Genomic DNA, 26,777 nt, shown 5'->3' on the forward strand with positions numbered 1-26,777 from the left:
GCAGCAAGCGAAGAGGAGATCGCACGGATGAAGGTTGCGGTTCTCGGCGGCGGACCAGCCGGCCTCTACTTTGCCATTTCGATGAAGCTCAGGGATGCCGCGCATGATGTGACGGTGTACGAGCGCAACCGCGCCGACGACACATTCGGCTGGGGCGTCGTGCTGTCGGCCGAGACGCTCGACAATCTGTCGAAGAACGACCCGGTCAGCGCCGTCTGGATCAAGAAGCATTTCGCCTATTGGGACGACATCGCCGTCATCCATGATGGTGTGCGCACGGTCTCGTCGGGCCACGGCTTCTGCGGCATCGGCCGCAAGCGGCTGTTGATCCTGCTGCAGCGGCGCGCGCGCGAACTCGGCGTCAAGCTGATGTTCGAGAGCGATATCGCCGATCCCAAGCCCTACATGGAGACGCATGATCTGGTCGTTGCCGCGGACGGGCTGAACTCCAGGGCGCGCAACAGCTTCGTCGAAATCTTCAAGCCCGACATCGACACCCGCAAATGCAAGTTCGTTTGGCTGGGCACCAACCAGAAATTCGACGATGCCTTCACCTTCATCTTCGAGAAGACCGAGCATGGCTGGGTGTGGGCGCATGCCTACCAGTTCGACAGCGACACCGCGACCTTCATCGTCGAGTGCAGCGAACAGACCTGGGCTGCCTTCGGCTTTGGCGCGATGACGCAGCAGGAATCGATCGCCGTCTGCGAGAAGATCTTCGCCAAACATCTTGGCGGCCATGCACTGATGACCAATGCCAACCATATCCGTGGTTCGGCCTGGATCAATTTCCCGCGCGTTCTTTGCGAACGTTGGTCGTACAAGAACCTGGCGTTGATGGGCGACGCGGCAGCATCGGCGCATTTCTCGATCGGCTCCGGCACCAAGCTCGCACTGGAAAGCGCCGTGGCGCTGGCCGAGTATGTCGAGACCGAACCGGACCTCGACGCCGCCTTCCGCAAATATGAGGATGCGCGGCGCACCGAGGTGCTGAAGCTGCAATCGGCGGCGCGCAATTCGCTGGAATGGTTCGAGGAGGTCGAGCGCTATCTCGGCCTCGATCCGGTGCAGTTCAATTACTCGCTTTTGACCCGCTCGCAGCGCATCAGCCACGAGAATTTGCGGCTGCGCGATGCCGAATGGCTGGGTGGCGCGGAAGAATGGTTCCAGCGCCAGGCCGGCGCCGGCGGCAACAGCCTGCGCCGCGCGCCGATGTTCGCCCCGTTCAAGCTGCGCGACATGCAGCTCAGCAACCGCGTCGTCGTCTCGCCGATGGCGCAGTACAAGGCGGTCGATGGCTGCCCGACCGACTGGCATTTCACCCACTATGCCGAGCGCGCCAAGGGCGGCGCCGGCCTCATCTATATCGAGATGACCTGCGTCAGCCCCGAGGGGCGGATCACGCCCGGCTGTCCCGGTTTCTACGCGCCAGAACATGAGGTGGCATGGAAGCGGCTGGTCGATTTCGTCCACTCCGAGACCGAAACGAAGATCTGCGCCCAGATCGGCCATTCCGGCGCCAAGGGCTCGACCCGGCTCGGCTGGGAAGGCACCGACGTGCCGCTGACCTCGGGCAACTGGCCGGTCATGGCGGCTTCCGCCGTCGCGTGGTCGCCGCAGAATCAGATGCCGAAGGCGATGGACCGCGCCGACATGGACAAAGTGCGCGACGAATTCGTGGCCTCGGCCGAGATGGCCGATCGCTGCGCCTTCGACATGCTCGAAATCCACGCCGCGCACGGTTATCTGTTGTCGTCCTTCATCACCCCGGTCACCAACCGACGCACGGATCAATATGGCGGTTCGCTGGAAAACCGCATGCGCTATCCCCTCGAAATCTTCCGCGCGGTGCGTGCCGCCTGGCCGGCGGGAAAGCCGATCTCGATGCGCATTTCGGCCAATGACTGGGTCGGCATCGAAGGCGTGACACCGGCCGACGCGGTCGAGATCGCGCGGCTGCTGCATGAGGCCGGCGTCGACATCTGCGACGTCTCGGCCGGCCAGACTTCGGTGCTGGCGAAGCCGGTCTATGGCCGCATGTTCCAGACGCCGTTTTCCGACCGCATCCGCAACGAGGTCGGCATGGCGACGATGGCGGTCGGCAACATCTATGAGCCGGACCATGTGAATTCGATCTTGATGGCCGGCCGCGCCGATCTGGTGGCCCTGGCCCGGCCGCATCTCGCCGACCCCTACTGGACGCTGCATGCCGCCGTGACGCTTGGCGACCGCGGCGTGAAGTGGCCCGATCCCTATCTGCCCGGACGCGATCAGCTCTACCGCCTGGCTGAACGCGATGCCGCCGCGGGGCTGAAAGTATGACGGGCGCGACCGGGATCCCCGGCAAGCACGCGCTGGTCACCGGTGGCGGCTCCGGCGTCGGCCGGGCCATTGCGCTGGCGCTGGCGGGCGCCGGCATCGACGTCACCATTTGCGGTCGCCGGGAAGCCGAGCTTGCCAAGGTGGCCGGCGAAAGCGAAGGCATTTTTGGCATCACCGCCGATGTCACCAATGAGGAGTCTATGTCCTCGCTCTACGAGACGGCGGAAGCCGCGCGCGGGGCCTTCGACATCGTCGTCGCCAATGCCGGGATGGCCGGCAGCACGCCGGCGCACAAGACGACGCTCGCCAATTGGCAGCGCACGCTCGACGTCAATTTGACCGGGGCCTTCCTGACGGTGAAGCCGGCCCTGGCCAGGATGGCTGCGCGCAAGGCAGGGCGGATCGTGTTCATCGCCTCCACGGCCGGATTGAAAGGCTACGCCTATGTCGCGCCTTACGTCGCCGCCAAGCATGGCGTCGTCGGCCTGATGCGGGCTCTTGCCGCCGAGACGGCGAAATCCGGCGTCACCGTCAATGCGGTGTGTCCGGGTTTCGTGGAAACGGACATGCTGGAACAGTCCATCCAGCGCATCATCGAAAAGACCGGCCGCTCGGCCGGCGAAGCGCGAGCGAGCCTTGCCTCGACCAATCCGCAAGGCCGCTTCATCCAGCCGCAAGAGGTCGCCGCTGCCGTGCTGTGGCTGTGCGGCGATGCGGCGCAATCGATCACCGGACAGGCGATTTCCATCTCGGGAGGTGAAACATGGTAGCCGGCCCCCTGCCCGCGCCATCGGGACCCGGCAAGGACCGCTTGCGCCTGTGGATCAGGCTGCTGCGTGCCTCGCGCACCATAGAGGCTGAATTGCGAGAGCGGCTGAAGAAGGACTTCAACACGACGCTGCCGCGTTTCGACGTGATGGCAGCACTCTATCGCGCGCCGGAAGGCATGCTGATGAGCGACCTGTCGCGCTTCCTTTTGGTGTCCAATGGCAATGTCACCGGCATCGTCGATCGGCTGGTTTCGGAAGGGCTGGTGGCCCGCGCGCGCCGCAATGGCGACCGCCGCACCTCGATGGTGCGGCTGACCGATGAAGGCACCAAATCCTTCGCCACCATCGCCGCCGCGCATGAGGGCTGGATCGGCGAATTGCTGGGCAAGGTCAGCGAGGACGACGCGCGCCGGCTGACCGGCATGCTGACCTCGTTCCGCAGCAACTGGGAGGGACGCGAATGACCGCGATGGCCGGGCTCAAGCCGAAGCATTTCCTGTGGCAAGTCGAAGGCAGGATCGCCAAGGTCCGGCTCGACCGGCCGGAGCGCAAGAATCCGCTGACCTTCGACAGCTACGCCGAGTTGCGTGACACGTTCCGCGATCTCGTCTATGCCGACGATGTCGATGCCGTCGTGTTCCTCTCCAACGGCGGCAACTTCTGCTCCGGCGGCGATGTCCACGACATTATCGGTCCGCTGGTCAAGATGGACATGAAAGAGCTCCTGGCCTTCACCCGCATGACCGGCGATTTCGTCAAGGCGATGCTGAATTGCGGCAAGCCGATCATCGCGGCGGTCGACGGCGTCGCGGTCGGCGCCGGCGCCATCATCGCCATGAGTTCCGACATCCGCATCGCCACCCCGGAAGCCAAGACCGCGTTCCTGTTCACGCGCGTCGGCCTCGCCGGCTGCGACATGGGTGCCTGCGCGATCCTGCCGCGCATCATTGGCCAGGGCCGCGCCGCCGAACTGCTCTACACCGGCCGCACCATGACGGCCGCCGAGGGCGAGCGCTGGGGGTTCTACAACAGGCTGGTCGACGCGGCAGCGCTCGAGGCCGACGCGCTCGACATGGCGGCGCGCATCGTCTCCGGTCCGACCTTCGCCCACGGCATCACCAAGACGCAGTTGAACCAGGAATGGTCGATGGGCCTCGACCAGGCGATCGAGGCCGAAGCGCAGGCGCAGGCGATCTGCATGCAGACACGCGATTTCGAGCGCGCCTACAAGGCGTTCGTGGCCAAGGAAAAGCCGGTGTTCGAGGGGGATTGAGATGGGCGGTTTTTTGGAGACGTTGGCGGGACAGCGCCCCCCTCTGTCCTGCCGGACATCTCCCCCTCTAGGGGGGAGATCGGCTGTCGTGCACGCTTTCGCCAATCGCCAGCGCCGCAAGATGGGCGCCGGCGCCCAAGCTGCCAATCTCCCCCCTAGAGGGGGAGATGTCCGGCAGGACAGAGGGGGGCGCCGTAGAGCGCAAGGCCCAAAGTACCGCGGAGGCACCAATGCCTGACCGTTCCTTCCTCAACTGGCCCTTCTTCGAGGACCGCCATCGCGACCTCGCCGAGCGCCTCGAATCCTGGTGCCAGCAAAACCTCCCCGTCGACCACCACGACGTCGACGCCGCCTGCCGCGAACTCGTGGCGAAACTTGGCCGCGACGGCTGGCTGAAACCGACGGCACTCGACACGGACAATCCGGGACCACTCGATGTGCGCACTTTGTGCATCACGCGCGAGACGCTGGCGCGGCATGACGGGTTGGCGGATTTCGCCTTCGCCATGCAAGGATTGGGCACTGGCGCGCTCAGCCTGTTCGGTACGCCGGAGCAGCAGCTATGGCTTTCGAAGACACGCGCCGGCAAGGCGATTTCGGCCTTTGCCCTGTCGGAACCGCGCTCTGGCTCGGATGTCGCGAATACGGAGATGACGGCGACCCGGGACGGCGACGGCTATGTCCTTGCGGGCGAAAAGACCTGGATTTCCAATGGCGGCATCGCCGATCTCTATGTCGTCTTTGCCCGCACCGGCGAGGCGCCGGGTGCCAAGGGGCTTTCCGCCTTTCTCGTGCCAGGCGACGCCAAAGGGCTTGGCATCGCCGAGCGTCTCGAAGTGATCGCGCCGCATCCGCTGGCGCGGCTGTCCTTCGACCAGGTGCGCCTGCCGGCCTCCGCACTGATCGGCAAGCCCGGCGACGGCTTCCGTATCGCCATGTCGGTGCTCGACGTGTTCCGCTCGACGGTCGGCGCGGCGGCGCTCGGCTTTGCCCGCCGCGCGCTGGATGAGAGCATCAAGAGGGTGGCCGAGCGCAAGCTGTTCGGCGCGCCGATGGGCGAACTGCAGATGGTGCAGGGACACATCGCCGACATGGCGCTCGACGTCGATGCGGCGGCCCTTCTTATCTACCGCGCCGCCTGGACCAAGGACATGGGCGCGGCCCGGGTGACGCGCGAGGCGGCGATGGCCAAGCTGTTCGCTACCGACAAGGCGCAGGACGTGATCGACAAGGCCGTGCAGCTGCATGGCGGCGACGGGGTCAGCAAAGGCCACATCGTCGAGAGCCTGTATCGCGAGATCCGCGCACTGCGCATCTATGAGGGTGCCTCGGACGTGCAGAAAGTCGTCATCGCGCGGCAAGTGATGGGCGCGGCCTGACGGCGAGATATTCGATTTTGAGACTTGGATTTTTGAAATACCGGGAGGCTTGAAATGCACGAGATTTTGCAGCCGGCGGGCTGGGCCAAACCGGTCGGCTACGCCAATGGCGTCGCGGCGCGTGGGCGGCTCGTCTTCGTCGGCGGACAGGTCGGCTGGAACGGGCAATGCCAGTTCGAAACCGACGATTTTGTCGGCCAGGTGCGGCAGACGCTTGCTAATATCGTGGCGGTGCTTGCCGAGGCGGGCGCCACGCCGCAGCACATCACTTCGATGACCTGGTATTTCACCGACAAGGCCGAATATCTAGCCAATCTCAGGGGGATCGGCGAGGCCTATCGCGAGGTGATCGGCCGACATTTTCCGGCGATGGCCGCCATGCAGGTGATGGCGCTGGTCGAGAACCGCGCCAAGGTGGAGATCCAGGCGACGGCGGTGATTCCGGACTAACGTCCGGAATAAAGAATTCGTTGTTCCCGGAATAATTTATGCGCGCAGCCCCGCCTTCCGCAAAATCGGCAGCACGTGATCGCAGAAATAGGGCAGCTCCTGCATGTAATTGACGAAGGACAGGGCGATGCCCTGGTAGCCATGCCCGGCAATGGCGGCCATGTCGGCGGCGATCGTTTCCGGTGTTCCGATCAAAGGATATGTGCCGGCGCCACCGGCGAAACGCTGCCGGTAACGGTCATAGGCATGAGGGTCGTGCGACTGCGAGAATTCCTTCTTGCCGGCCATATGGGCATCGACCGCGTCATGGTCGGCCATATCGACGGCATAGCGCGTGTAGTAGGCCTGCGCCTCCTCCATGGTCGGGCGGCAGACGACATGCGCCACGGTGTAGACGCCGACATCGCGGCCCACTCTTTCGGCCCGCTCGCTGATGTCGGCGACATGTTTGCCGGCATCGCCCATTTCGGAGAAAGTCGTGAACAGATAGTCGCATCGGGCGGCGGCGAAATCGCGGCCCGGCCCGCCGAAAGCGGCGTTCATGGTCACCGGACGCGGAACCTGCAGGCTGGCCGGCCGGCTGACGGCTTCCTTGAGACGATAGTAGGTGCCTTCATAGTCGAGAGGCTCGCTCGATGCATAAAGCCTTTCCAGTATCTCGATCCATTCCGCAGCCTGGTCGTAGCCCTTTTCGACCAAGGGCGTGCCGAACATGCCGAATTCCCTGGGGTTCCAGCCGCAGACGATGTTGAGGCCGGCGCGGCCCCGGCTGATGTGGTCGACCGTTGCAAGCGCCTTGGCGGCATAGAGCGGATGCACCAGCGGCACATGCACGGTCATGAACAGCCCGATCCGGTCGGTGGCCATGGCCAGCGCCGCCGCCCAGGTAAAAGTCTCGAACGACCATTCGCGCACCTTGTTGCGGCCGCCGAAGCCGCGCCAGCGGGCGATCGGCAGCATGAACTCCAGCCCCGCGCGGTCGGCGATCTGGGCGGCCGTCAGATTGTCCTGCCAGCTTGCCGTCCAGCGTTCCGACACATCGGTGATGGCCAGACCGCCATCGGCATTGGTGGAAAAGACGCCGAGCTTCAGTTTGTTGGGGCCGTGCAAGGGATGTGGTTTGTTCATGTCGCGACCTCCCGGCGAAGATCGCACGCTACGGCCCCGCGAAAATATTTCAAGCATGAAACAGCTTCGTCTGGCGATGGTTTGAGGATATGAATCCAGGCAGCACGAAAAAGGGGACGGCATGAGCGAATTCCGCCAGAAATGCATCGGCAAGACGAACCTCGTCGGTTCCTTCGCCGCCATTCCTCATCCCGTCGCGGTCGAAGTGATGGCACAGTCCGGCCTCGATTTCCTCTGCATCGACTGGGAGCATGCCCAGATTTCGCGCGACATGATCGAGACCATGGTGCGTGCGGCCGATGTCCACCGCGTTCCGGCGATGGTGCGGGTTCCCGGCCATGCGCCGGAAGCGATCCAGGCCGCACTCGACAGCGGCGCCCAAGGCGTGCTGGTGCCGCGCGTCTCGACCGCCGCCCAGGCGCAAGCAGCGGTGAAGGCATCTCGCTATCCGCCGAAAGGCGAGCGCGGCGTCGGACCCGGCCGGGCCGCCGGCTACGGCTATCGCATTCCCGAATATCTTTCCGGCGCCAACGACAGCACCGTCGTCGCGGTCCAGGTCGAGACAGCGGAGGGGCTTGCCAACATCGAGGCGATCGCAGCCGTGGAAGGCGTCGACATGGTCTTCGTCGGCCCCGGCGATCTCTCGGCGTCGATCGATGCGGTCGGACCGAACGGCGCTGACAAGCTCGCTGATGCAATCCGGACGATCATCGGCGCGACGATCGCGCATGGCAGGACAGCGGGCATATTTTGCGCCAGCCCGCAGACTATCAGCCGATGGGCGGCCATCGGGGCGAGTTTCTTCGTGCTGGCCAGCGACACGATGTTTCTTGGCGCCGGCACCGCGGCCAACTGTGCCGCCGCACGCGACGAATTGGCTTGAGACGGGCGCAGCCAGGCAAAAAGTCGTATCGGCCAGGCAACAGGCCAGCCAAGCTTTTTAAGCTTAAAACTTTCGCCTTGAAAAGCGCCTCACTTTGGATAAGCATTCAAAGTCGATGGGCGACTGCCGTGCCAAAGGGTTGCCGGCCAGTCCGTCGTCGAGTTCGGGGTGGGAGGGGTTTCAGTCCTTGTCGTTTGTACCGGCCCAGTCATCGTCGAACGCGCGCTATGCTTTCGATGGCGTGCGCGCCCGTGCTCCGCATACAAAGAATCTCGCCAATCGCGCGCGCAGGCTCGCTGCCATGAATTGACGCCCCGCTGGGAGGTGGGGCGGCAAAAAACCGTGCGGGAAATCCCGCCCGATCAACAACCAGAGGGAACACCCCAGAGGGACCAACAATGAAGCTCACCCGTCGCAATCTCATCCTGCTCGCGGCCACCATCGGTATCGCCGCCGGGCCTGCCACCGCCTATGCCGCCGATGTGCTCAATGTCGGCGCCTACCCGACCAATCCGCCCTTCGAGTACAAGAACGAGAGCGGCACCTTCGAGGGTTTCGAAGTCGACATCGTCAACGAAGCGGCAAAGCGCGCCGGCATGACCACCGACATCGCCGATCTCGGTTTCCAGGCGCTGTTCGCCGCCACCACCTCGAAGCGCATCGATGTCGCGATCTCGTCGATCACCATCACGCCCGAGCGGCTGAAGTCGCAGTCGTTCACGCAGCCCTACTATGATTCCGACATGGGCATCGCGACGAAGACCGACAGCGCTGTCAGCACCGAGGCCGACCTCAAGGGCAAGATCGTCGGCGTATTGTCGGGCTCGACCGGCGAGACCTGGGTCAAGGGGCACCAGGAAGCCGATGGCTTCAGCGACGTGAAGGGCTATGACACGCAGCAGAACCTGCTGCTCGACCTCAGCGCCGGCCGCGTCGATGCCGCCGTCAGCGACATTCCGGGCATGGAATACTCCTTCACCAAGATGAAGGATTTGAAGGTCAAGCAGCGCATCAAGACCGGCGAACAGTACGGCCTGATGATGACCAAGGACCACCCGCTGCTCGGCAAGCTGAACGACGCGCTGACCGCGATGAAGAAGGACGGCACGCTGGCCGCGATCCACAAGAAGTGGTTCGGCAGCGACGCGCCGGCCGAGTCGTCGACCGTCAAGGAAATGCCTCTGCCGAAGGCCTGAGCGCCAATGCATTGACATCGTGCCGGCCTTCCACGCCGGCACGATTCATTTCATGCTCCGGCACCGGCTGCCGCAGGCCATCCCGCTGCAGGCGCGGGTCAACTGGTTTCAACCTGAGCATCCGTTGCTCTCGGGAACGCTCCCATGTCGCTGATCGACACTTTCTTCAACGCCGATGTCATCGCGTCGAGCCTGCCGGCGCTGTTGCGTGGTTTCCTGAACACGCTGCTGCTCGGAATCCTGAGCATCGGCATCGGCATCCCCATCGGCCTGGTGATCAGCCTGCTGCGGCTCTATGCGCCGAAGCCGCTCCGCTGGCTGGCGGTCGGCTACACCGACATTTTCCGGGCCCTGCCGGTGCTGGTGGTGCTGATCCTGATCTATTACGCGCTGCCCTTCCTCGGCATTCGCTTGTCATCCTGGGCGTCCGCCGTGACAGCGTTCGCCATCATCATGTCGGCCTATTCGGCGGAAGTGTTCCGCTCCGGCATAGAGAGCATTCCGCGCGGCCAGTTCGAAGCCTCGCAGGCGCTTGGCCTGCCGTTCCTCTTGACCCTGCGCAAGGTGGTGCTGCCGCAAGCGGTGCGCGTAGTGATCCCGCCGATGACCAGCAATTGCGTCTCCATGTTCAAGGACACCTCGCTCGCCTCGACCGTGGCGCTGCCGGAGTTGCTCAAGGAAGCAACCAATGCGCAGTCGCTCTACGCCAATCCCTCGCCGCTGATCGGCGCGGCGCTGGTCTATCTCATCTTCCTCTGGCCGATGGTCCGTCTCGTCAGCCTGCTTGAAGACCGCTTCAAGACCGAAAAGACACGCTGACCTCGCCAACCAATCCCACCCCGACCAAGTCCTTCGCAGGAGCCTGCCCGTGAACAAGCACCAAACCGACAATGCGAGCGCCGCCGCGTTCCCCGTCGACGCCATCCGGGCCATGTTTCCCGCTCTGCAGCGGGCCGGCGATTTCATCTTCCTGGACAACGCCGCCGGCGCGCAGATCCCGCAGAGCGTGCTCGACGCGGTGACCAACCATCTGGTTTCGCACAATGTGCAGCGCGGCGGCCGTTATGGCCGCAGCGTCACCGTCGACCAGTCGGTCGCCGACGCGCGCGAGAGCGTGGCCTTGTTGATCAACGCCTACAGCCCGGCGGAAATCTGCTTCGGCATGAACGCCACCTCGTTCATCCGCCTGGTCAGCCTCGGCATCGGCCAGATGCTTGTCAAGGACACGGAAGGCGAGCGTGACGAGATCGTCATCACCGACATGGACCACGACGCCAACATCGCCACATGGCTCGCGCTGGAATCCGCCGGTGCCAAATTCAAGTGGTGGCGGATGCGCGAGGACGGCAATCTGCATGTCGACGATCTGCGCCCGCTGGTCTCCGAGCGCACCCGCCTCGTCGCCTGCACGGTGACGGCGCATTCGATCGGCTCGATCGTCGATGTCGCTTCCGTGGCTGAAATCGCGCATGCGGTCGGCGCCGAAGTGTTCCTCGATTGCGTGCATTACGGACCGCACGGGCTGATCGACGTGCAGGCCTGGGACTGCGACTACCTCGTCTGCTCCGGCTACAAGAACTTCTCGCCGCATATGGGCTTCCTGTGGGGTCGCTTCGAGACATTGAAGCGGCTGCCGACCTTCCGCGAGGATTTCATCCCGGACGAACCGCCCTACAAGGTCGAGGCCGGCACCTTCATCTACGAGAACGTGTCGGGCATGGACGCGGCCGTGCAGTATCTGGAGCTGATCGGCCGCAATCTCGCGCCCTCCAACAACCGCTCGCGGCGCGACAACATCGTCGCCGGCATGGGCGCCATCCGTGATTACGAGCTGCTTTTAGCGCGCGAGATGCTGGCTGTGCTGAAAGGGTGCGGGGCGATCATCTATGGCGTCTCCGAGGAGGCCCGCATCCATGAGCGCGTGCCGACCTTCTGCTTCAACATCGGCAAGCTGTCGCCGCAGCGGATCGTCGAGGAGATGGCCGAGATGCAGATCGGCATCCGCGACGGCCACATGTACGCGCCGCGCCTGATGAAGCGGCTAAACCTGTCGATGGACAGCGGCGCCATCCGCGCCTCGCTGGTCCATTACAACACCATTGATGAGGTGCATCGGTTCGGCAAAGCGCTGCGCGCCATCATCGCCAAGCTGTCGTGACTAGCTGATAATGGCGAGTGGCTAAGGCGTGTCGAGATTCAGGTCAGGCCGAGTCGAGAGTGGCGGTTTCCGAGAACCGGAGCGGAGCGTACTTAAGTACGTGAGCACCGGAAGCGCAGGAAGCTGCCATTCGCAGACCGGCCTCACCTGAATATCGACACGCCGACTCAGGCCGCCTTCTTCTTGGCCAACCTCGCCTTGATCGAGGCGACGTCGGCGCGTGGCGTCGCGGCGAAGAGTGTCTTGGTGTAGCTGTGCTTGGGGTCTGAGAAGACCTCGTCGCGCGAGCCGTATTCGACCGCTTCGCCGAAATACATCACCATCACGTCGTCGGCGATGTAGCGCACGACGGACAAATCGTGGCTGATGAAGACATAGGTCAGCTGGAACTCGTCCTGCAGGTCGGCGAGCAGATTAAGCACCTGCGCCTGCACCGAAAGATCGAGCGCCGAGACCGGCTCGTCCAGCACCAAGAGGCTCGGGTTCAGCATCAGAGCGCGCGCAATGGCGATGCGCTGGCGCTGGCCGCCCGAGAACATATGCGGGTAGCGGTTGTAGTGCTCGTGGCCGAGGCCGACCTTCTTCAGCATCTTCATCGCCAGGTCGCGCCGCTCGGCGGCTGGCTTGTCGGTGTTGATCAGCAGCGGTTCGCCCAGCACGTCGCCGATCTTCTGGCGCGGATTGAGCGAGCCGTAGGGATTCTGGAAGACGATCTGCACCTTGCGGCGCATCTCCCTGGTCAATCCGCCCCTGGCGATATCGACCTTGTTGCCGTCGATGAACAGGTCACCCGACGTCGCTGGATCGATCAGCGTGATGATGCGGGCAAGCGTGGACTTGCCGCAGCCGCTTTCACCGACGATGGCAAGCGTCTTGCCCTTGTCGACCGTGAAGGAGACGCCCTTGACCGCATGCACGGTGCGCGGTCCGGTGAACAGCCCGCCGCCGATATGGTAGTCGCGAACGATGTTCTTGCCTTCGAGGACCGTGGTGCTCATGCCGGAGCTCCCGCGGCAGAGGGTGCCGGCTCGAACAGCATGTCGGAAACGGTCGGCAGCCGGTCGCCGACGGCGTTCTCGGGCAAGGCCGAGAGCAGCGCGCGCGTGTAATTGCTTTTCGGCGATTCGAACAATGACAGCACGTCGGCCTCTTCCATCTTGCGGCCCTTGTACTGGACGATGACGCGGTCGGCGGTCTCGGCCACCACGCCCATATTGTGGGTGATCATGATCAGGCCCATGCCGTATTTGGCCTGCAGCGAAACCAGGAGATCGAGGATCTGCTTCTGGATGGTGACGTCGAGCGCCGTCGTCGGCTCGTCGGCGATCAGCAGCTTCGGATTGCAGGCAATGGCGATGGCGATCATGACGCGCTGGCACTGGCCGCCGGACATCTGGTGCGGGAATGAACTCAGCCGCTCTTCCGGATCGGCAATGCCGACCAGCTTCATCAGTTCGATGGCGCGCGCGCGCCTCTGGGCGCGGTCCATGCCCATGTGGAAGCGCAGCACCTCCTCGATCTGGAAGCCGACCGTGAAGCACGGATTGAGGCTGGCGATCGGTTCCTGGAAGATCATCGAGATGTCCTTGCCGACGATCTTGCGGCGCTCGGACGGGCTGAGCTTCAGGAGGTCGACGCCGTCGAATGCCACGCGGTCGGCCTTGACCGTCGCGGTGTTGGGCAAAAGCCCCATCACCGCCAGCATCGACACCGACTTGCCGGAGCCGGACTCGCCGACGATCGCCAGCACCTCGCGCGGCTCGATCGACAGATCGATGCCTTGCACGGCCATGAACGGCCCGGCCGCGGTGTCGAAGGAAACGGTGAGGTTCTTGATCTCGAGCAGGGACATGCTCACGACCTCTTCAGCTTGGGGTCGAGCGCATCGCGCAGGCCGTCGCCGATCAGGTTGATGGCAAAGACGGTGATCAGGATGGCGAGGCCCGGGAAGGTCACCACCCACCAGGCGCGCAGGATGAATTCGCGCGCTTCGGCCAGCATCGTGCCCCATTCCGGCGTCGGCGGCTGCGCGCCCATGCCGAGGAAGCCGAGTGCGGCGGCCTCGAGGATGGCGTTGGAGAAGGACAGCGTCGCCTGCACGATCAAGGGCGCGATGCAGTTGGGCAGGATGGTGACCAGCATCAGCCTGAGATGGCTGGCGCCGGCGACCTTGGCGGAGATGACATATTCGCGGTTCTTTTCCGCCATCACGGCGGCGCGGGTGAGCCGGGCAAAGTGCGGCTGCAGCACGAAGGCGATGGCGATCATGGCATTGACGAGGCCAGGCCCAAGCACCGCGACCAGCACCAGCGCCAGGAGCAGCGACGGGAAGGCCAGGATGATGTCCATGATGCGCATGATCAGCGTGTCGACCCAGCCACGGCAGTAGCCGGCGAGCAGGCCGAGGATGACGCCGGAGATCAGCGCCGTGGTGACGACGACGAAGCCGATGGCGAGCGAGAAGCGCGAACCATAGATCAGGCGCGACAGCATATCGCGGCCGACAGCGTCGGTGCCGAGCAGGAACTGCGCGTTGCCGCCCGCCTGCCAGGCCGGCGGCGTCAGGAAGAAGTCGCGGAACTGGTCGTCAGGCGAATGCGGGGCAAGCAGCGGCGCGAAGATGGCGATCAGGATCAGCAGCGCGAAGACGAACAGGCCGATCACCGCGCCCTTGTTGACGGAGAAGTAGTGCCAGAACTCGGCGAACATCTGCAGCCGCGCGTCCTGCGGCTTGACGACAGTCGCGGCTTCGATTGTGGCTGGGCCTTCGTTGGTCATGTCAATTCGCCCGTATACGCGGGTTGATGACGGCGTAGAGCACGTCGACGATAAGGTTCACCGACATGACGATGAGGGCGATCAAAAGCAACCCGCCCTGCACGGTGAAATAGTCGCGCTTGGAAATGGCGTCGATCATCCATTTGCCGATGCCGGGCCAGGAGAAGATGCTCTCGGTCAGGATGGCGCCGGTCAGGAGAGTGCCGACCTGCAGGCCGATGGTGGTGACGACCGGGATCAGCGCGTTGCGGAAGGCATGCAGGCCGATGACGCGGCGCGGCGCCAGGCCCTTGGCGCGCGCGGTGCGCACATAGTCCTCGCCCAGCACTTCGAGCATGGCCGACCGCGTCTGCCTGGCGATGACGGCCAGCGGTATGGTGCCAAGCACGATGGTGGGCAAGACGAGGTGCGATAGTGCCGAGCGGAAGGCGCCCTTCTGCCCCGAGATCAGGGAATCGATGGTCATGAAGCCGGTGACCGGCTTGAAGAAGTAGAGAAGGTCGATGCGGCCGGAAACCGGGGTCCAGTGCAGCGTGCCGGAGAACACGATGATCAGCAGCAGGCCCCACCAGAAGATCGGCATGGAATAGCCGGCAAGCGCGGTGCCCATGGTGAGCTGGTCGAACCAGGAGCCACGGCGGATCGCGGCGAAGATGCCGGCGGCGACGCCGAGGACGACGGCAAAGATCATGGCGAAGATGGCGAGCTCGACCGTTGCCGGGAACCGCACCAGGAAGTCCTTGAGCACCGGCGTCTTGGTGGAAAACGAGGTGCCGAAATCACCGCTGAGGATGTTGGTCAGATAGGTCAGGTATTGTTGCCATATCGGCAGGTCGAAACCGAACTGATGCATCAGCGCCGTGTGGCGTTCGGGCGACAGGCCGCGTTCGCCCGCGAGCACCAGTACCGGATCACCGGGCAGGATGCGCACGAAGCCGAAGGCGAGGATGGTTATCCCGATGAAGGTCGGGATGATGAGGGCGAGCTTACCGAGGATATAACGCAGCATGGCGGGCGAGTGGGGACGGCACCGTGCGGCGCCGCCCCCGTTTCGCGAACCTTATTCGGCGATATCGACGCCGTCGAAGCGGTGGATGCCGAGCGGATCCATCGCAAAGCCGGAGACGGTCTTCTGCATCGGCATGAACACCTTGGAGTGGGCGAGCGTCGCCCACGGTGCCTGCTCCTTGAAGATGACCTGTGCCTGTTCGTAGAGCTTGGTGCGCTCGGCCTGGTCGGAAACCGTCTTGGCCTTGTTGATGAGCGCATCGAAGTCCTTGTTGCACCATTCCGCGCGGTTGTTCGAACCGACGGAAGCGCAGCTCAGGAGCACGCCGAGGAAGTTGTCCGGATCGCCATTGTCGCCGGTCCAGCCGACGATGACTGCGCCGTCGTGATCGACCGCCGAAGCGCGCTTGAGGTATTCACCCCAATCGTAGCTGACGATGTTGACGGTGACGCCGACCTTGGCGAAGTCGGCCTGGATCAGCTCGGCGGTGCGGCGCGCGTTCGGCATGTACGGACGCGACACCGGCATGGCCCAGACGTTCATCTTGAGATCCTTGACGCCGGCTTCCTCAAGCAGCTTCTTGGCCGCATCCGGATCGTACGGATCGTCCTTCACGTCCTTGTTGTAGGACCACATGGTCGGCGGGATCGGGTTGACCGCCACCTGGCCAGCGCCCTGGAAGACCGCGTCGATGATGGCCTTCTTGTTGATGGCCATGTTGAGCGCCTTGCGGACGCGCACGTCGTCGAACGGCTTCTGCTGGGTGTTGTACATCAGCGCGCCGACATTGAGGCCTTCCTGCTCGTCGACCTTCAGGTTCGCATCGGCCTGGAGGCCGGCGATGTCGGCCGGTGCCGGATACGACATGATGTTGCACTCGCCGGCCTTGAGCTTCTGCGCGCGCACCGCCGGATCGGTGGTGATGGCGAAGACAAGGTCGTCGATCTTCTGCTTGCCGCCCCAATAGTCCGGGTTGGCCTTGTAGCGGATGGCGGCGTCGGTCTGATAGTCGACGAAGATGAACGGGCCGGTGCCGATCGGCTTCTGGTTGAACAGTTCAGGCGTCTTGTCAGCCTGCAGCTTGTCGGCATATTCCTTGGAGACGATCGAGGCGAAGTCCATGCCCAGCGTCGGAATGAAGGTGATCGCCGGTTCCTTGAGGGTGAACTTCACGGTCAGGTCGTCGACCTTCTCGACCTTGGTGATGTTGTCGCCGAACTGGTCATTGTAATACTGGTAGGCGATGCCCGGGATATACTGGAACCAGGGGCCGGTCTTGTCGACCTGGCGCTGGAACGAGAACACCACGTCGTCGGCGTTGAAGTCGCGCGTCGGGGTGAAATAGTCGGTGGCGGCGAACTTGACGCCCTTGCGCAGCTTGAACGTATATTCCTTGCCGTCGTCGGAGATCGTCCAGCTTTCAGCCAGCCCCGGCGAGGTCGTGGTCTTGCCGTGGTCGAATTCGACGAGGCGGTTGAAGACGGTGCGCGAGGACGCGTCGAACGTCTGGCCCGCAGTGTACGGCGCCGGGTCGAAACCCTCTGGCGATGCTTCCGCGCAATAAACCAGAGTTTTCGCGTTGGCCACGCCTCCCAGGACGCTTGCAGCCAGCAACGCGGCTGCAAAAGTCAGTTTCTTCTTCATTGAGCACTCCCTGATGTTCTTCCAAGCCCCTCTATCAGGCTCGCGAAGCGCGCATATAAGCACCGTTTTTCCGGCTTTGGAACACCCCGTTTGCTTACCCCGCGGGAAGCAGGAAAAAAATCCGCGATTTTGCTAAATCGCAGAAAAAATTAGCAGTTTTTTCCATTCACGCTATTATTAACCACCGCATTTTTTTATTGATCTGCCGTCTGGCGGTATCGATGCCGCGGCCGCTTCCAGCCAATCCACGGCTTCGAAAGATGCCCGTTCCAGAGGTTACCGTGAGGAAAGATTTTCGACGGCAAATCTTTCGGCGCCTTGCCGCTGGGGCAAGACTTGCACCGCCGCCGATAGAGGCAATACATAGATAAACAGGCTGGGATGGACAGGCTGGCGGCAGCGGAGGACGTCTCCATCAATTTGGAGGCGGCGCGGCACGGGCGACCAAGAAACAGTCGAACAGGAATTCTCGAGGAGGGAACGGGTGGCAAAAGCATCGAAGACACCGGTGAAGGCGTCGGCCAAGGCAGTCTCGAAACCAGCCGCCGGCACCGACGGGCGAGGAAAGGCCACGGCCAAAACCGCGGCCGCTAAGACAGCAGCCAAGCCCGCCGTGAAGGCACCCGCGGCAAAAGCGGCCGCTGCCACCAAGAGCGTCACCAAGCCGGCGGCGAAAGCCGCCCCGGCAAAGACTTCTCCGACAAAGGCCTCCGCCGCAAAGACTTCTCCAGCAAAGGCTACTCCAGCAAAGGCTTCCTCGGCAAAAACTGGGGCGAACAAGACCGGGACGGCGAAGGCCGCATCGCCGGCCAAGGCAGTCCCGGCATCGAAGCCGGCGCCGGCCAAGCGGCTGCCGAAAGCGCTCACCGAACTTACCGCCGGCCTGCCGGAAAAACTGTGGCTGAAGAGCTATCCGAAGAACATGCCGGCCGAAATCGGTGCCCTTCCCTACAACTCCATCGGCGACTTTCTCGTTGGCGCCTGCAAGCAGTTTGCCGGCCAGCCGGCCTTCACCTGCATGGGAAAATCCATCACCTATACGGAGCTCGAGCGGCTCTCGGCGGCTTTCGGCGCCTATCTGCAGTCGACGGGTTTGCAGAAGGGGGCACGCGTCGCGCTGATGATGCCGAATGTGCTGCAGTATCCCGTGGCGATGATGGCGGTGGTCCGCGCCGGCTACACGGTGGTGAACATCAATCCGCTCTACACGCCACGCGAACTGGAACATCAGCTCAAGGACTCCGGCGCTCAGGCCATCGTCATCCTGGAAAACTTCGCCAACACCTTGCAGGCGGTCGTCGCCAGGACCTCGGTCAAGCATGTCGTCGTCGCTGCCATGGGCGACATGCTCGGCGGCCTGAAGGGCACGATCGTCAATCTGGTCGTGCGCCGCGTCAAGAAAATGGTACCGACATGGTCGTTGCCCGGCCATGTCAAGTTCAACGCCGCCCTGAAGGCCGGCGGCGGCATGAATTTCAAGCCGGCCACGGTGGCCGCCAATGACGTCGCCTTCCTGCAATATACCGGCGGCACCACGGGAATCTCGAAGGGCGCTACCCTGCTGCACAGCAACGTGCTGGCCAACGTCGCGCAGAATTCGCTCTGGGTCGAGGACGCCTACACGATCAAGCCCAAACCCGCGCATCTCAACCTCATCTGCGCACTGCCGCTCTACCATATCTTCGCGCTGACCGTGAATGCGCTGATGGGCATGCAAATGGGCGGCCAGAATATACTGATCCCCAATCCGCGCGACATTCCAGGTTTCGTTAAGGAACTGGGAAAGTATCCGATCCATATCTTTCCCGGTCTCAACACGCTGTTCAACGCGCTGCTCAACAACGAGGATTTTCGCAAGCTCGACTTCAAGCCGCTGGTCCTGACGTTGGGCGGCGGCATGGCGGTGCAGAAGGGTGTCGCCGAGCGCTGGAAGGCGCTGACCGGCAGCCCGGTCTCGGAAGGCTATGGCCTGTCGGAGACCTCGCCTGTCGCGACGGCCAACAAATTCAGTTCCGGCGACTTCACCGGCACCATCGGCCTGCCGCTGCCCTCGACCGAAATCGCCATCCGCGACGATGACGGCAACAACGTCCCGCTGGGAGAAGTCGGCGAAATCTGCATCCGGGGACCGCAGGTGATGGTCGGCTACTGGAACCGGCCGGACGAGACCGCCAAGGTGATGACCAAGGACGGCTTCTTCAAGTCGGGCGACATGGGCTTCATGGACGAGCGCGGCTACACCAAGATCGTCGACCGCAAGAAGGACATGATCCTCGTCTCGGGTTTCAACGTCTATCCGACGGAACTGGAGGAGGTGGTGGCGATGCATCCGGGCGTGCTCGAGGTGGCCGCCATCGGCGTGCCGGACGAGCACTCGGGCGAAGTGCCGAAGCTGTTCATCGTCAAGAAGGATCCGGCCCTGACCGTGGAGACGATCACCGCCTTTTGCCGCGAGAACCTGACCGGCTACAAGCGGCCGAGATACATCGAGTTCAGGACGGAATTGCCGAAGACGCCGGTCGGCAAGATCCTGCGGCGGGCATTGCGCGAATAGGAACGATCTTGGATAACGATCGTGCCGGCGATAGTGGGCCGGATCTTGGATTGCGCCTCGACCCGGCTGAATTCATCAAAGCGAACATGCGCCTCGTCCCGGTGCCCGCGCTTCCCGAAATCCGGTTTTACACGGCCCATCCGGGCAGCGGCTTGAGACGGCTCGTCGACCCTGAAAACGAAGGTGATGGGGACGACGACGGGCCCGAATCGCAACCGCCCTACTGGGCTTACGCGTGGGCCGGCGGCGCCGTGCTGGCGCGCTACATCCTGGACAATCCGTCGACCGTGGCGGGCCGCCGCGTGCTCGACCTCGGGGCGGGATCGGGCATCGTCGGCATCGCCGCCGCGAAGGCTGGGGCGCGCGCTGTGATCGCCGCCGAGATCGATCGCAACGGCGTCGCCGCAATCGGGCTCAACGCGGCTGCCAACGGCGTCGCCATCGGCGTGGTCGCAGACGATGTCACCAAGGGTGCGCCACCGGCGGTCGACATGGTGCTCGCCGGCGATGTCTTCTACGGGCAGGACGTCGCCCGCCGCGTCATGCCTTTCCTCGACCGCTGCCGCGCCGCCGGCATCGAGGTGCTGGTCGGCGATCCGGGCCGGGCCTATTTGCCCCGCTCGCGGCTGCGCCTGGTCGCCGAATACCAGGTGCCGGATTTTGGCGACGCGAAGGGTGCGGCGACCAAACCGAGCAGCGTCTTTCGTTTCGAGGCCGGATCGGGCGGTTAGACGGTCTCCTTGACCCGCGCTGACAGGAAATCCGGCAGGTCGGCAACCGAATCCAGGATGACGTCGGCGATCTCGGCCAACGATTCGCGCGTGCCGGTGCCGGAGAGCACGCCCACCGCGAGGCCGCAGCCACCGGCCCGCGCCATTTCGAGATCGTGGCGGTTGTCGCCGACCATGGCGATCGCCGCCGGCTTCAGGCCGGTGAGATCGCAGAAGGCCTGGATCGTGTCGGGTGCAGGCTTGGGATTGGCCACCGCGTCGTAGCCATAGGCGGCATCGAAGAGTTGGGCGACGCCCAGCGTGACCAGCGTCTTTTCAGCACCGCTGGTCGAATCGTTGGTGGCGACACCGAGCCGGTAGGCCCTTTTGTGCAACGCCGCCAGCGTGTCGACGATACCAGGCAGCGCCACCGCCATCGCCGAGCCCTGCATCGAGGTGATTTCGTTGAAGCGGGCGACGGCCAGCATCTGGTCCTCGTCGGACAGCCGCGGGAACCACAATTCGACGACGTCCATGTTGGTACCCGAGGCAAAGATTGAATCAGGCTTGAAGCGGCGGTTGGCGAAATCGAAGCCGGCCGCGGCAAGCAGCCTGTCGGCCTTCCAGCGATCGCCTTCGGCCGCGTCCATGGCCATGAAGTCGGCGACGCCAAGCCAGGTCGCGTTGAAGTCGACAAGCGTTCCGTCCTTGTCGAACAATATTCCCTTGATGTCGGCCAAACGCTTCACTCCGAACCACGCAATTGGTGGATATGTCCGACAAGGCCGGCGGTCGAGGCATCCCGCTTTGCGGCACTTTCCTTGCCTTCCACGACAGGCAGGAGGCCGGTGGCCAGTTCCTTGCCGAGCTCGACGCCCCATTGATCGAAGGAGTTGATGTTGAAGAGCGTTCCCTCGACGAAGACGCGGTGCTCGTAAAGCGCGATCAGCCGGCCCAAGGTGCGCGGATCGAGCTTGCGGTAGAGGATGGTCAGCGAGGGGCGGTTGCCCGAGAAGACGCGGTGCGGCGCGACGCGGTCGACGTCGGCGGGCTTCATGCCCTTGGCCAGCATCTGCGCGCGCGCCTCCTCCAGCGTGCGGCCCTTCATGAAGGCTTCCGACTGCGCCAGGCAATTGGCGAGCAGCAGGTCATGCTGATGCTTGAGATCAGGCTCATGGCCGACGGCGGCGGCGAGGAATTCGACCGGGATGAAATCGGTGCCCTGGTGCAGCAGCTGGAAGAACGCGTGCTGGCCGTTGGTGCCGGGCTCGCCCCAGACCAGCGGTCCGGTCGGCGTGGTCACCGCGGTGCCTTCGAGGGTGACGCTCTTGCCGTTCGATTCCATGTCGAGCTGCTGCAGATAGGCCGGAAGCCTGGACAGGCGCTGGTCGTAGGGGATGACGGCGCGGGCCGGGTATTTGCAGATCACCCGGTGCCACCAGCCGACCAGCCCCAGCAGCGCCGGCAGGTTCTCGCGCAACGGCGCGGTGCGGAAGTGCTCGTCCATCTCGTGCGCGCCATCGAGGAAGGCGCGGAAATTCCGCGGACCGACCGCGATCATGACAGGCAGGCCGATCGCGCCCCAGACCGAATAGCGGCCGCCGACCCAGTCCCAGAAACCGAAGACGCGATCGGGCGCGATGCCGAACTTGGCGACCAGGTCGAGCGCGGTCGAGACGGCGGCGAAATGCTTGCCGACCGCCTCCTTGCCGAGCGCCTTCTGCACCCAGTCGCGCGCCGTCTGCGCATTGGTCATCGTCTCGACGGTGGTGAAGGTCTTGGAGGCGATGATGAACAGCGTGGTTTCGGCGGACAGGCTCTTCAGCGTGTCATGGATATGGGCGCCGTCTATATTGGAAACATAGTGCGCGCGCGGGCCGTCATGATAGGGGGCGAGCGCCAGGGTCACCATGGCCGGACCGAGATCCGAACCGCCGATGCCAATGTTGACGATGTCGGTGATCTTCTTGCCGGTGGCACCGGCCGCCTTGCCGGAGCGGATAGCGTCGGCGAAGGCGCCCATCGCGTCGAGCACGGCGATGACGTCGGCCTTGACGTCCTGGCCGTCGACCGTGACACCCTTGCCGCTCAGGTTGCGCAGCGCCGTGTGCAGCACGGCGCGGTCCTCGGTGATGTTGATCTTCTTGCCGGCGAACATGGCTGCACGGCGACCTTCGAGATCGGCAGCCTTGGCGGCCTCTTCCAGCAAATCCATGGTGGTCGCGTCGACGGCGCATTTCGACCAGTCCAGCAACATATCATCGTCGGTGGCGGAGAACGTCGCAAACCGCTGCGGATCGGCGGCGAAGGCCTGGCGCATGTCGCCCGGCGCGCTTGCACGATGGTCGCGTAAGGCGGCGAGCTGTTTCTGAAAGGCTGACTGATCCACTGGCGGGAAACTCCTGGCGTCTTCGACGCACAATATCAGACCGGATGTTTCCGGCGCGTGTCGTCGCGCCACAACTATTGAGCCGAACTCGGTCCGGTCAATACGCGGTTATGCCGCATCGCATCACGATGCGATGACAGAATGTGACATCGGCGCAGTCTGCAGCCGCCGATCTCGGCGGAAGGATCACTGGCATAAATCCCAAAGATCAGAAAAATTGATTGGCGCAACCCCTTGTGCCACCGTTACATTCGACTGGTCCAGCCAAACGAAAAAGGCTGGCCATCGAGGAACATTCCCCATGCCACAGCGCAACGACACGGCCATATGGTCCGGCCTGTTCCGGATTTCGGCCGAATCCGGCCAGACCCTCCAGGCACAGATCCGCCAGGCGATCGTGGCCGCCATACTAGACCGGCAGATCGCCGCTTCGATGCCGCTGCCCTCGTGCCGGATCCTGGCCGAGAAACTCGGCGTGGCGCGCGGAACCGTGGTTCTGGCCTTCCAGCAGCTCGTCGACCAGGGGTTCCTGGTGGCGCGCGAGCGTCGCGGCCATTTCGTCAATCCCGACGTGCTGGCGACACCCGCCAAGCCGCACCAGAAGGCGCCCGACCAGGCCAACGAGATCGACTGGAAGGCACGCCGGCAGATCGCGGCAAGCGACATGCCGCCGCCGGCCAAGCACGAGAACTGGATCAAGTCGTCCTACCCGTTCGTCTACGGCCAGTTCGACCCGGCGCTGTTCCCGACCGCCGAGTGGCGCGAGTGCAACCGCATGGCGCTGGCGGTGCTGGAAATCCGCAACTGGGCGTCCGACATGGTCGATCGCGACGATCCGCTGTTGATCGAGCAGATCCAGGCGCGGCTCCTGCCCCGGCGCGGAATCTTCGCCAATCCCGACGAGATCATCGTGACGCTGGGCGCCCAGAACGCGCTGTACATGCTGGCGACACTTTTGATGACCAAGGGTTCCAAGGTGGCGATGGAAGATCCCGGCTACCCCGACGCCCGCTCGATCTTCCGGCTTGCGGGCGCCGACATCCAGCCAGTGCCGGTCGACCAGTCCGGCATCGTAACCTCTTCTATCCCCAATGATTCCGGCTTTGTCTTCGTCACGCCCAGCCATCATTGCCCGACCATGGTGCCCTTGTCGGCCGAGCGGCGGCAGGATCTCCTGGCGCGTGCCAACCGGCACAACCAGATCATCATCGAGGACGGCTATGACAGCCAGCTTCTCGACGAGGCGCCGCAGCAGGCGCTGAAGAGCCTCGATCGCTCCGGCCGCGTCGTCTATGTCGGATCGATGTCGAAGACGTTGGCTCCGGGCTTGCGGCTTGGCTACATCGTGGCGTCGGCTGGACTGATCGCGGAGCTCAGGGCCCTGCGCCGCTTCATGCTGCGTCACCCGCCGGCAAACAACCAGCGCGCCGTGGCACTCTTCCTGTCGCTCGGGCATCACGAAGCGCTGGTGCGGCGGCTGTCGAGCGCCTTCGATGAACGGCGCAAGCGCCTGGTCCATGCGATTTCCGCCTTCCTGCCGGAATGGCGTTCGACCGACTCGGCCGGCGGCACCTCGCTGTGGCTCGAAGGGCCACGCGGCACCGATTCGCGTGGACTGGCCGAGGCCGCGGCCTCGCGCAGTGTCATCATAGAGCCTGGCGACCGGTTCTTCGATCGCACGGAAAAGCCTTCGCGTTTCATGCGCTTGGGCATTTCCTCGATCGCGCTGCAGCACATCGAGCCCGGCATTCGCGAGCTCGCCACCGCGGCCGGACGCAGGCCGGCAGCGGCCTGATCCACTCTCCGATCCTCTTGACCGGAGCCGCATAACAGCGGCTCCGGCTCCTGTAGCTCTGGCACATGCAACCAGACCGGCTGGCTCATAGTCTGTGCCAATGCCGGCGGCATAGTCGTGGCACAAAGGGGAAGAAGCAGCCGATGGTGGACCAACCGCCGCCCTGTTTCCAAGAAAAGGTGGAGTGCCTCCATGTCAGTGGTTGTTGAAAAGCAGGAAGCGGCGGACCAGCGTTCGCGCCGCTCCGGCGGGCGCGAAGCGCGCCGCGCGATGCGGGCAGCGCCGTTGGCCGACGACATCAAGCCGGTGCGCGCCGGCCTCGAGGGGGGCAGCTACGGACCGCTGGCGGAGAATGACCAGGAGCGCATCCATGAGGCGGTGCTGACGCTGCTGGAGACGGTCGGCTTTGCCAACGCCATCCCTTCCTGCATCGAGGCGCTTACCAAGGTCGGCGCCACCTATGGCGACGATGGCCGCATTCGTTTTCCACGCGCGCTGGTGCTCGACACGATCAAGAAAGCTGCCCGGAATTTCACCTTGCACGGCCAGGATCCCAAACACGATATGGTGATCCAGGGCAAGCGCGTGCATTACGGCACGGCCGGAGCCGCGGTCCACCTGGTCGATGTCGAAAAGCGCGAATACCGCGAATCGCTGCTGCAGGACATCTATGACGCCGCCCGCATCGTCGAGGGGCTCGACAACATCCATTTCTTCCAGCGGCCGATGGTGCCGCGCGACATTCCCGATCCGCTCGAAATGGACTTCAACACGCTCTACGCCTGCGTGATGGGCACGTCCAAGCATGTCGGCACCTCGTTCACGGTGCGCGAGAACGTGCAGCCGGCACTCGAAATGCTTTATGCCATCGCCGGCGGCGAGGAGAATTTCCGCGCCAGGCCGTTCGTGTCCAACTCGAACTGCTTCGTCGTGCCGCCGATGAAGTTCGCCGAGGACGCCTGCGGCGTGCTCGAAGCCTGCGTCGATGGCGGCATCCCGATCCTGTTGCTGTCGGCCGGACAGGCCGGCGCGACCGCGCCGGCGGCGATTGCCGGCGCCGTCGTGCAAGCCGTGGCCGAAGTGCTGGCCGGTCTGGTCTATGTCAACGCCCTGAAGCCGGGACATCCGGCGATCTTCGGCACCTGGCCGTTCGTGTCCGATCTGCGCACCGGCGCCATGTCCGGCGGCTCGGCCGAACAGGCGGTGCTGACGGCAGCCTGCGCGCAGATGGCACAGTTCTACGATCTGCCGGGTGGTTCGGCCGCCGGCATGACGGACTCGAAACTGCCCGACATCCAGTCCGGCTACGAGAAGGGCATCACCGATGTGATGGCCGGCCTTGCCGGGCTCAACCTGGTCTATGAATCGGCGGGCATGCATGCCTCGCTGCTCGGCTTCTGCCTGGAAAGCCTGATCATCGACAACGACATGCTCGGCCACTGCCTGCGCTGCGTGCGCGGCATCGAGGTGACGGACGAGGCGCTGTCGATCGACACTATCGCCGATGTCTGCCTGAGGGGGCCTGGCCACTATCTCGGCAACGAGCAGACGCTGCGGCTGATGCAGACGGAATATTTCTATCCCGCCGTCGGCGACCGGTTTTCGCCGAAGGAATGGAACGAGAAGGGCCGGCCCGACATCCTGCAGCGCGCGATCATCGAGAAGAAGCGCGTCCTTGCCGAACGTTTCCCGCGCCACGTGCCGAAGCCGCTCGACGACAAATTGCGCGCTCGCTTTGGCGAGATGATCAAGCTGCCGCGCGCCAATATGGGCGGGTAGCGCCGCTTTTCGTCAAGGCTTCAGTCTGTCCCGAGCCCATAACGTTCGACGACTTCGGCATCGATCAGCTTGGCGTGCAGGGCCATCAGCACGATCTTCGCGTCGAAACTGTCGCCGGCCTCGACCGCGGCCTCGATCCGGTGCTCGGCGTCCTGGCGCTGCTGCAGGCCTTGGGACCGCTCGAACGCCTCCGGCCCGGCAATGCAATAGCTGAACAGGCGCGCGACTTGCGGATAGGCCTGCGGCGGCGGCTCGCCGGGCCAGTGGTCCTTCATCAGATTGACGATGGTGAGTTTTACGCCCTCGGGAACAAGGGCGGGATGCAGGTCGGCGCCGCGCAAGGCCGTGTCGAGCTGCCTCAGATCGCCCGAGCGGCCGAACATCCCGAGGAAGCCGAGGGAAGAGCGCCGTCCCGCCATGATGGTCCAATCCGTTTCCAACCAGTTAGGTGGTTCGCAAGCGGATTACAAAGGCAGCGGAACCTAAAGCGCGCCGCGCGCTTTGGTCTTTGTTTTGATGCATGTCGTTCTCCCAAAACCGAGTCACTTTTGGGCGACATG

The 26,777-nt window shown here is 63.9% G+C and carries 23 protein-coding genes; 14 read left to right on the plus strand and 9 right to left on the minus strand.

Features of this window, described 5'->3' with window-relative positions:
- Positions 1 to 27 precede the first annotated feature (27 nt).
- The 6 genes from X741_RS166035 (at position 28) to X741_RS166010 (ending at position 6,194) form a co-directional block, all read left to right on the plus strand.
- On the plus strand, positions 28 to 2,322 hold the full coding sequence (locus tag X741_RS166035) for a bifunctional salicylyl-CoA 5-hydroxylase/oxidoreductase (RefSeq protein WP_023775737.1): 2,295 nt from the start codon (positions 28 to 30) through the stop codon (positions 2,320 to 2,322).
- A complete protein-coding gene (locus X741_RS166030) occupies positions 2,319 to 3,092 on the plus strand; it encodes an SDR family NAD(P)-dependent oxidoreductase (protein ID WP_023775738.1) in 774 nt (257 codons plus the stop codon). Before X741_RS166035 ends, X741_RS166030 begins: the two co-directional genes overlap by 4 nt.
- On the plus strand, positions 3,086 to 3,556 hold the full coding sequence (locus X741_RS166025) for a MarR family transcriptional regulator (RefSeq protein ID WP_013891350.1): 471 nt from the start codon (positions 3,086 to 3,088) through the stop codon (positions 3,554 to 3,556). The genes X741_RS166030 and X741_RS166025 overlap by 7 nt, the downstream gene beginning before the upstream one ends.
- Positions 3,553 to 4,365, plus strand: coding sequence for an enoyl-CoA hydratase family protein (locus X741_RS166020; RefSeq protein WP_023775739.1), 813 nt, complete (start codon positions 3,553 to 3,555; stop codon positions 4,363 to 4,365). Before X741_RS166025 ends, X741_RS166020 begins: the two co-directional genes overlap by 4 nt.
- A 230-nt stretch (positions 4,366 to 4,595) precedes the next feature.
- A complete protein-coding gene (locus tag X741_RS166015) occupies positions 4,596 to 5,744 on the plus strand; it encodes an acyl-CoA dehydrogenase family protein (protein WP_023775740.1) in 1,149 nt (382 codons plus the stop codon).
- 54 nt (positions 5,745 to 5,798) lie between these two features.
- A complete protein-coding gene (locus X741_RS166010) occupies positions 5,799 to 6,194 on the plus strand; it encodes a RidA family protein (protein ID WP_023766384.1) in 396 nt (131 codons plus the stop codon).
- A 36-nt stretch (positions 6,195 to 6,230) separates the two neighbouring features.
- Here the strand turns inward: X741_RS166010 and X741_RS166005 are convergent, their stop codons facing one another.
- Positions 6,231 to 7,322, minus strand: a complete 1,092-nt coding sequence (locus X741_RS166005; protein ID WP_023775741.1) for an LLM class flavin-dependent oxidoreductase — start codon at positions 7,320 to 7,322, stop codon at positions 6,231 to 6,233.
- Between the two features lie 121 nt (positions 7,323 to 7,443).
- On the opposite strand from X741_RS166005, the gene X741_RS166000 reads away from it, so the two are divergent.
- The 4 genes from X741_RS166000 (at position 7,444) to X741_RS165985 (ending at position 11,559) form a co-directional block, all read left to right on the plus strand.
- Positions 7,444 to 8,205, plus strand: a complete 762-nt coding sequence (locus X741_RS166000) for an HpcH/HpaI aldolase/citrate lyase family protein (RefSeq protein ID WP_023766382.1) — start codon at positions 7,444 to 7,446, stop codon at positions 8,203 to 8,205.
- Positions 8,206 to 8,603: 398 nt separating this feature from the next.
- Positions 8,604 to 9,401 carry an ABC transporter substrate-binding protein gene (locus X741_RS165995; RefSeq protein ID WP_023766381.1) on the plus strand — a complete coding sequence of 266 codons (798 nt, stop codon included), beginning with the start codon at positions 8,604 to 8,606 and terminating at the stop codon, positions 9,399 to 9,401.
- 144 nt (positions 9,402 to 9,545) lie between these two features.
- Positions 9,546 to 10,220, plus strand: a complete 675-nt coding sequence (locus X741_RS165990) for an amino acid ABC transporter permease (protein WP_023766380.1) — start codon at positions 9,546 to 9,548, stop codon at positions 10,218 to 10,220.
- A gap of 49 nt (positions 10,221 to 10,269) precedes the next feature.
- Positions 10,270 to 11,559, plus strand: a complete 1,290-nt coding sequence (locus tag X741_RS165985) for a cysteine desulfurase-like protein (RefSeq protein ID WP_023775742.1) — start codon at positions 10,270 to 10,272, stop codon at positions 11,557 to 11,559.
- Between the two features lie 167 nt (positions 11,560 to 11,726).
- On the opposite strand, the gene X741_RS165980 is transcribed toward X741_RS165985, so the two are convergent.
- The 5 genes from X741_RS165980 to X741_RS165960 all read right to left on the minus strand — a co-directional run bounded on the left by X741_RS165980 (position 11,727) and on the right by X741_RS165960 (position 16,990).
- Positions 11,727 to 12,557, minus strand: coding sequence for a dipeptide ABC transporter ATP-binding protein (locus X741_RS165980; protein ID WP_013891359.1), 831 nt, complete (start codon positions 12,555 to 12,557; stop codon positions 11,727 to 11,729).
- On the minus strand, positions 12,554 to 13,411 hold the full coding sequence (locus X741_RS165975) for an ABC transporter ATP-binding protein (RefSeq protein ID WP_023775743.1): 858 nt from the start codon (positions 13,409 to 13,411) through the stop codon (positions 12,554 to 12,556). Before X741_RS165975 ends, X741_RS165980 begins: the two co-directional genes overlap by 4 nt.
- 2 nt (positions 13,412 to 13,413) lie before the next feature.
- On the minus strand, positions 13,414 to 14,268 hold the full coding sequence (locus X741_RS165970; RefSeq protein WP_174324787.1) for an ABC transporter permease subunit: 855 nt from the start codon (positions 14,266 to 14,268) through the stop codon (positions 13,414 to 13,416).
- A 70-nt stretch (positions 14,269 to 14,338) separates the two neighbouring features.
- The gene (locus X741_RS165965; protein ID WP_013891362.1) at positions 14,339 to 15,346 is read right to left on the minus strand and encodes an ABC transporter permease subunit; all 1,008 of its coding nucleotides are present in this window, start codon (positions 15,344 to 15,346) and stop codon (positions 14,339 to 14,341) included.
- 51 nt (positions 15,347 to 15,397) lie between these two features.
- Positions 15,398 to 16,990, minus strand: a complete 1,593-nt coding sequence (locus tag X741_RS165960) for an ABC transporter substrate-binding protein (protein ID WP_023775744.1) — start codon at positions 16,988 to 16,990, stop codon at positions 15,398 to 15,400.
- 484 nt (positions 16,991 to 17,474) lie between these two features.
- On the opposite strand from X741_RS165960, the gene X741_RS165955 reads away from it, so the two are divergent.
- The gene (locus X741_RS165955; protein WP_023775745.1) at positions 17,475 to 19,544 is read left to right on the plus strand and encodes a long-chain fatty acid--CoA ligase; all 2,070 of its coding nucleotides are present in this window, start codon (positions 17,475 to 17,477) and stop codon (positions 19,542 to 19,544) included.
- An 86-nt stretch (positions 19,545 to 19,630) separates the two neighbouring features.
- The gene (locus X741_RS165950; RefSeq protein WP_245272628.1) at positions 19,631 to 20,275 is read left to right on the plus strand and encodes a methyltransferase; all 645 of its coding nucleotides are present in this window, start codon (positions 19,631 to 19,633) and stop codon (positions 20,273 to 20,275) included.
- Here the strand turns inward: X741_RS165950 and X741_RS165945 are convergent.
- Together X741_RS165945 and pgi are read right to left on the minus strand one after the other, a co-directional pair.
- Positions 20,272 to 20,994, minus strand: a complete 723-nt coding sequence (locus X741_RS165945) for an HAD family hydrolase (protein WP_013891370.1) — start codon at positions 20,992 to 20,994, stop codon at positions 20,272 to 20,274. The two genes, X741_RS165950 and X741_RS165945, sit on opposite strands and share 4 nt — an antisense overlap.
- Before the next feature lie 5 nt (positions 20,995 to 20,999).
- A complete protein-coding gene (gene pgi / locus X741_RS165940; protein WP_023775747.1) occupies positions 21,000 to 22,643 on the minus strand; it encodes a glucose-6-phosphate isomerase in 1,644 nt (547 codons plus the stop codon).
- Between the two features lie 301 nt (positions 22,644 to 22,944).
- Here pgi and X741_RS165935 point away from each other — a divergent pair, with 301 nt between their 5' ends.
- Positions 22,945 to 24,438 carry a PLP-dependent aminotransferase family protein gene (locus tag X741_RS165935; protein WP_013891372.1) on the plus strand — a complete coding sequence of 498 codons (1,494 nt, stop codon included), beginning with the start codon at positions 22,945 to 22,947 and terminating at the stop codon, positions 24,436 to 24,438.
- Positions 24,439 to 24,630: 192 nt separating this feature from the next.
- The gene (locus tag X741_RS165930) at positions 24,631 to 26,217 is read left to right on the plus strand and encodes a trimethylamine methyltransferase family protein (protein ID WP_023775748.1); all 1,587 of its coding nucleotides are present in this window, start codon (positions 24,631 to 24,633) and stop codon (positions 26,215 to 26,217) included.
- Between the two features lie 20 nt (positions 26,218 to 26,237).
- Here the strand turns inward: X741_RS165930 and X741_RS165925 are convergent, their stop codons facing one another.
- The gene (locus tag X741_RS165925) at positions 26,238 to 26,636 is read right to left on the minus strand and encodes a hypothetical protein (protein ID WP_023775749.1); all 399 of its coding nucleotides are present in this window, start codon (positions 26,634 to 26,636) and stop codon (positions 26,238 to 26,240) included.
- Positions 26,637 to 26,777 lie beyond the last annotated feature (141 nt).

The sequence above is a fragment of the Mesorhizobium sp. LNHC221B00 genome (assembly GCF_000502935.1).
Classification (GTDB): Bacteria; Pseudomonadota; Alphaproteobacteria; order Rhizobiales; family Rhizobiaceae; genus Mesorhizobium; species Mesorhizobium opportunistum.

Coding starts and splice junctions, on each gene's coding strand:
- X741_RS166015 (WP_023775740.1), top strand. CDS start 4,596: ATGCCTGACCGTTCCTTCCTCAACTGGCCCTTCTTCGAGGACCGCCAT.
- X741_RS166010 (WP_023766384.1), top strand. CDS start 5,799: ATGCACGAGATTTTGCAGCCGGCGGGCTGGGCCAAACCGGTCGGCTAC.
- X741_RS165930 (WP_023775748.1), top strand. CDS start 24,631: ATGTCAGTGGTTGTTGAAAAGCAGGAAGCGGCGGACCAGCGTTCGCGC.
- X741_RS165980 (WP_013891359.1), bottom strand. CDS start 12,557: ATGAGCACCACGGTCCTCGAAGGCAAGAACATCGTTCGCGACTACCAT.
- X741_RS165950 (WP_245272628.1), top strand. CDS start 19,631: ATGCGCCTCGTCCCGGTGCCCGCGCTTCCCGAAATCCGGTTTTACACG.
- X741_RS166000 (WP_023766382.1), top strand. CDS start 7,444: ATGAGCGAATTCCGCCAGAAATGCATCGGCAAGACGAACCTCGTCGGT.
- X741_RS166025 (WP_013891350.1), top strand. CDS start 3,086: ATGGTAGCCGGCCCCCTGCCCGCGCCATCGGGACCCGGCAAGGACCGC.
- X741_RS166035 (WP_023775737.1), top strand. CDS start 28: ATGAAGGTTGCGGTTCTCGGCGGCGGACCAGCCGGCCTCTACTTTGCC.
- X741_RS165960 (WP_023775744.1), bottom strand. CDS start 16,990: ATGAAGAAGAAACTGACTTTTGCAGCCGCGTTGCTGGCTGCAAGCGTC.
- X741_RS165975 (WP_023775743.1), bottom strand. CDS start 13,411: ATGTCCCTGCTCGAGATCAAGAACCTCACCGTTTCCTTCGACACCGCG.
- X741_RS165990 (WP_023766380.1), top strand. CDS start 9,546: ATGTCGCTGATCGACACTTTCTTCAACGCCGATGTCATCGCGTCGAGC.
- X741_RS165935 (WP_013891372.1), top strand. CDS start 22,945: ATGCCACAGCGCAACGACACGGCCATATGGTCCGGCCTGTTCCGGATT.
- X741_RS165970 (WP_174324787.1), bottom strand. CDS start 14,268: ATGTTCGCCGAGTTCTGGCACTACTTCTCCGTCAACAAGGGCGCGGTG.
- X741_RS166030 (WP_023775738.1), top strand. CDS start 2,319: ATGACGGGCGCGACCGGGATCCCCGGCAAGCACGCGCTGGTCACCGGT.
- X741_RS165925 (WP_023775749.1), bottom strand. CDS start 26,636: ATGGCGGGACGGCGCTCTTCCCTCGGCTTCCTCGGGATGTTCGGCCGC.
- X741_RS165995 (WP_023766381.1), top strand. CDS start 8,604: ATGAAGCTCACCCGTCGCAATCTCATCCTGCTCGCGGCCACCATCGGT.
- X741_RS166020 (WP_023775739.1), top strand. CDS start 3,553: ATGACCGCGATGGCCGGGCTCAAGCCGAAGCATTTCCTGTGGCAAGTC.
- X741_RS166005 (WP_023775741.1), bottom strand. CDS start 7,322: ATGAACAAACCACATCCCTTGCACGGCCCCAACAAACTGAAGCTCGGC.
- X741_RS165965 (WP_013891362.1), bottom strand. CDS start 15,346: ATGCTGCGTTATATCCTCGGTAAGCTCGCCCTCATCATCCCGACCTTC.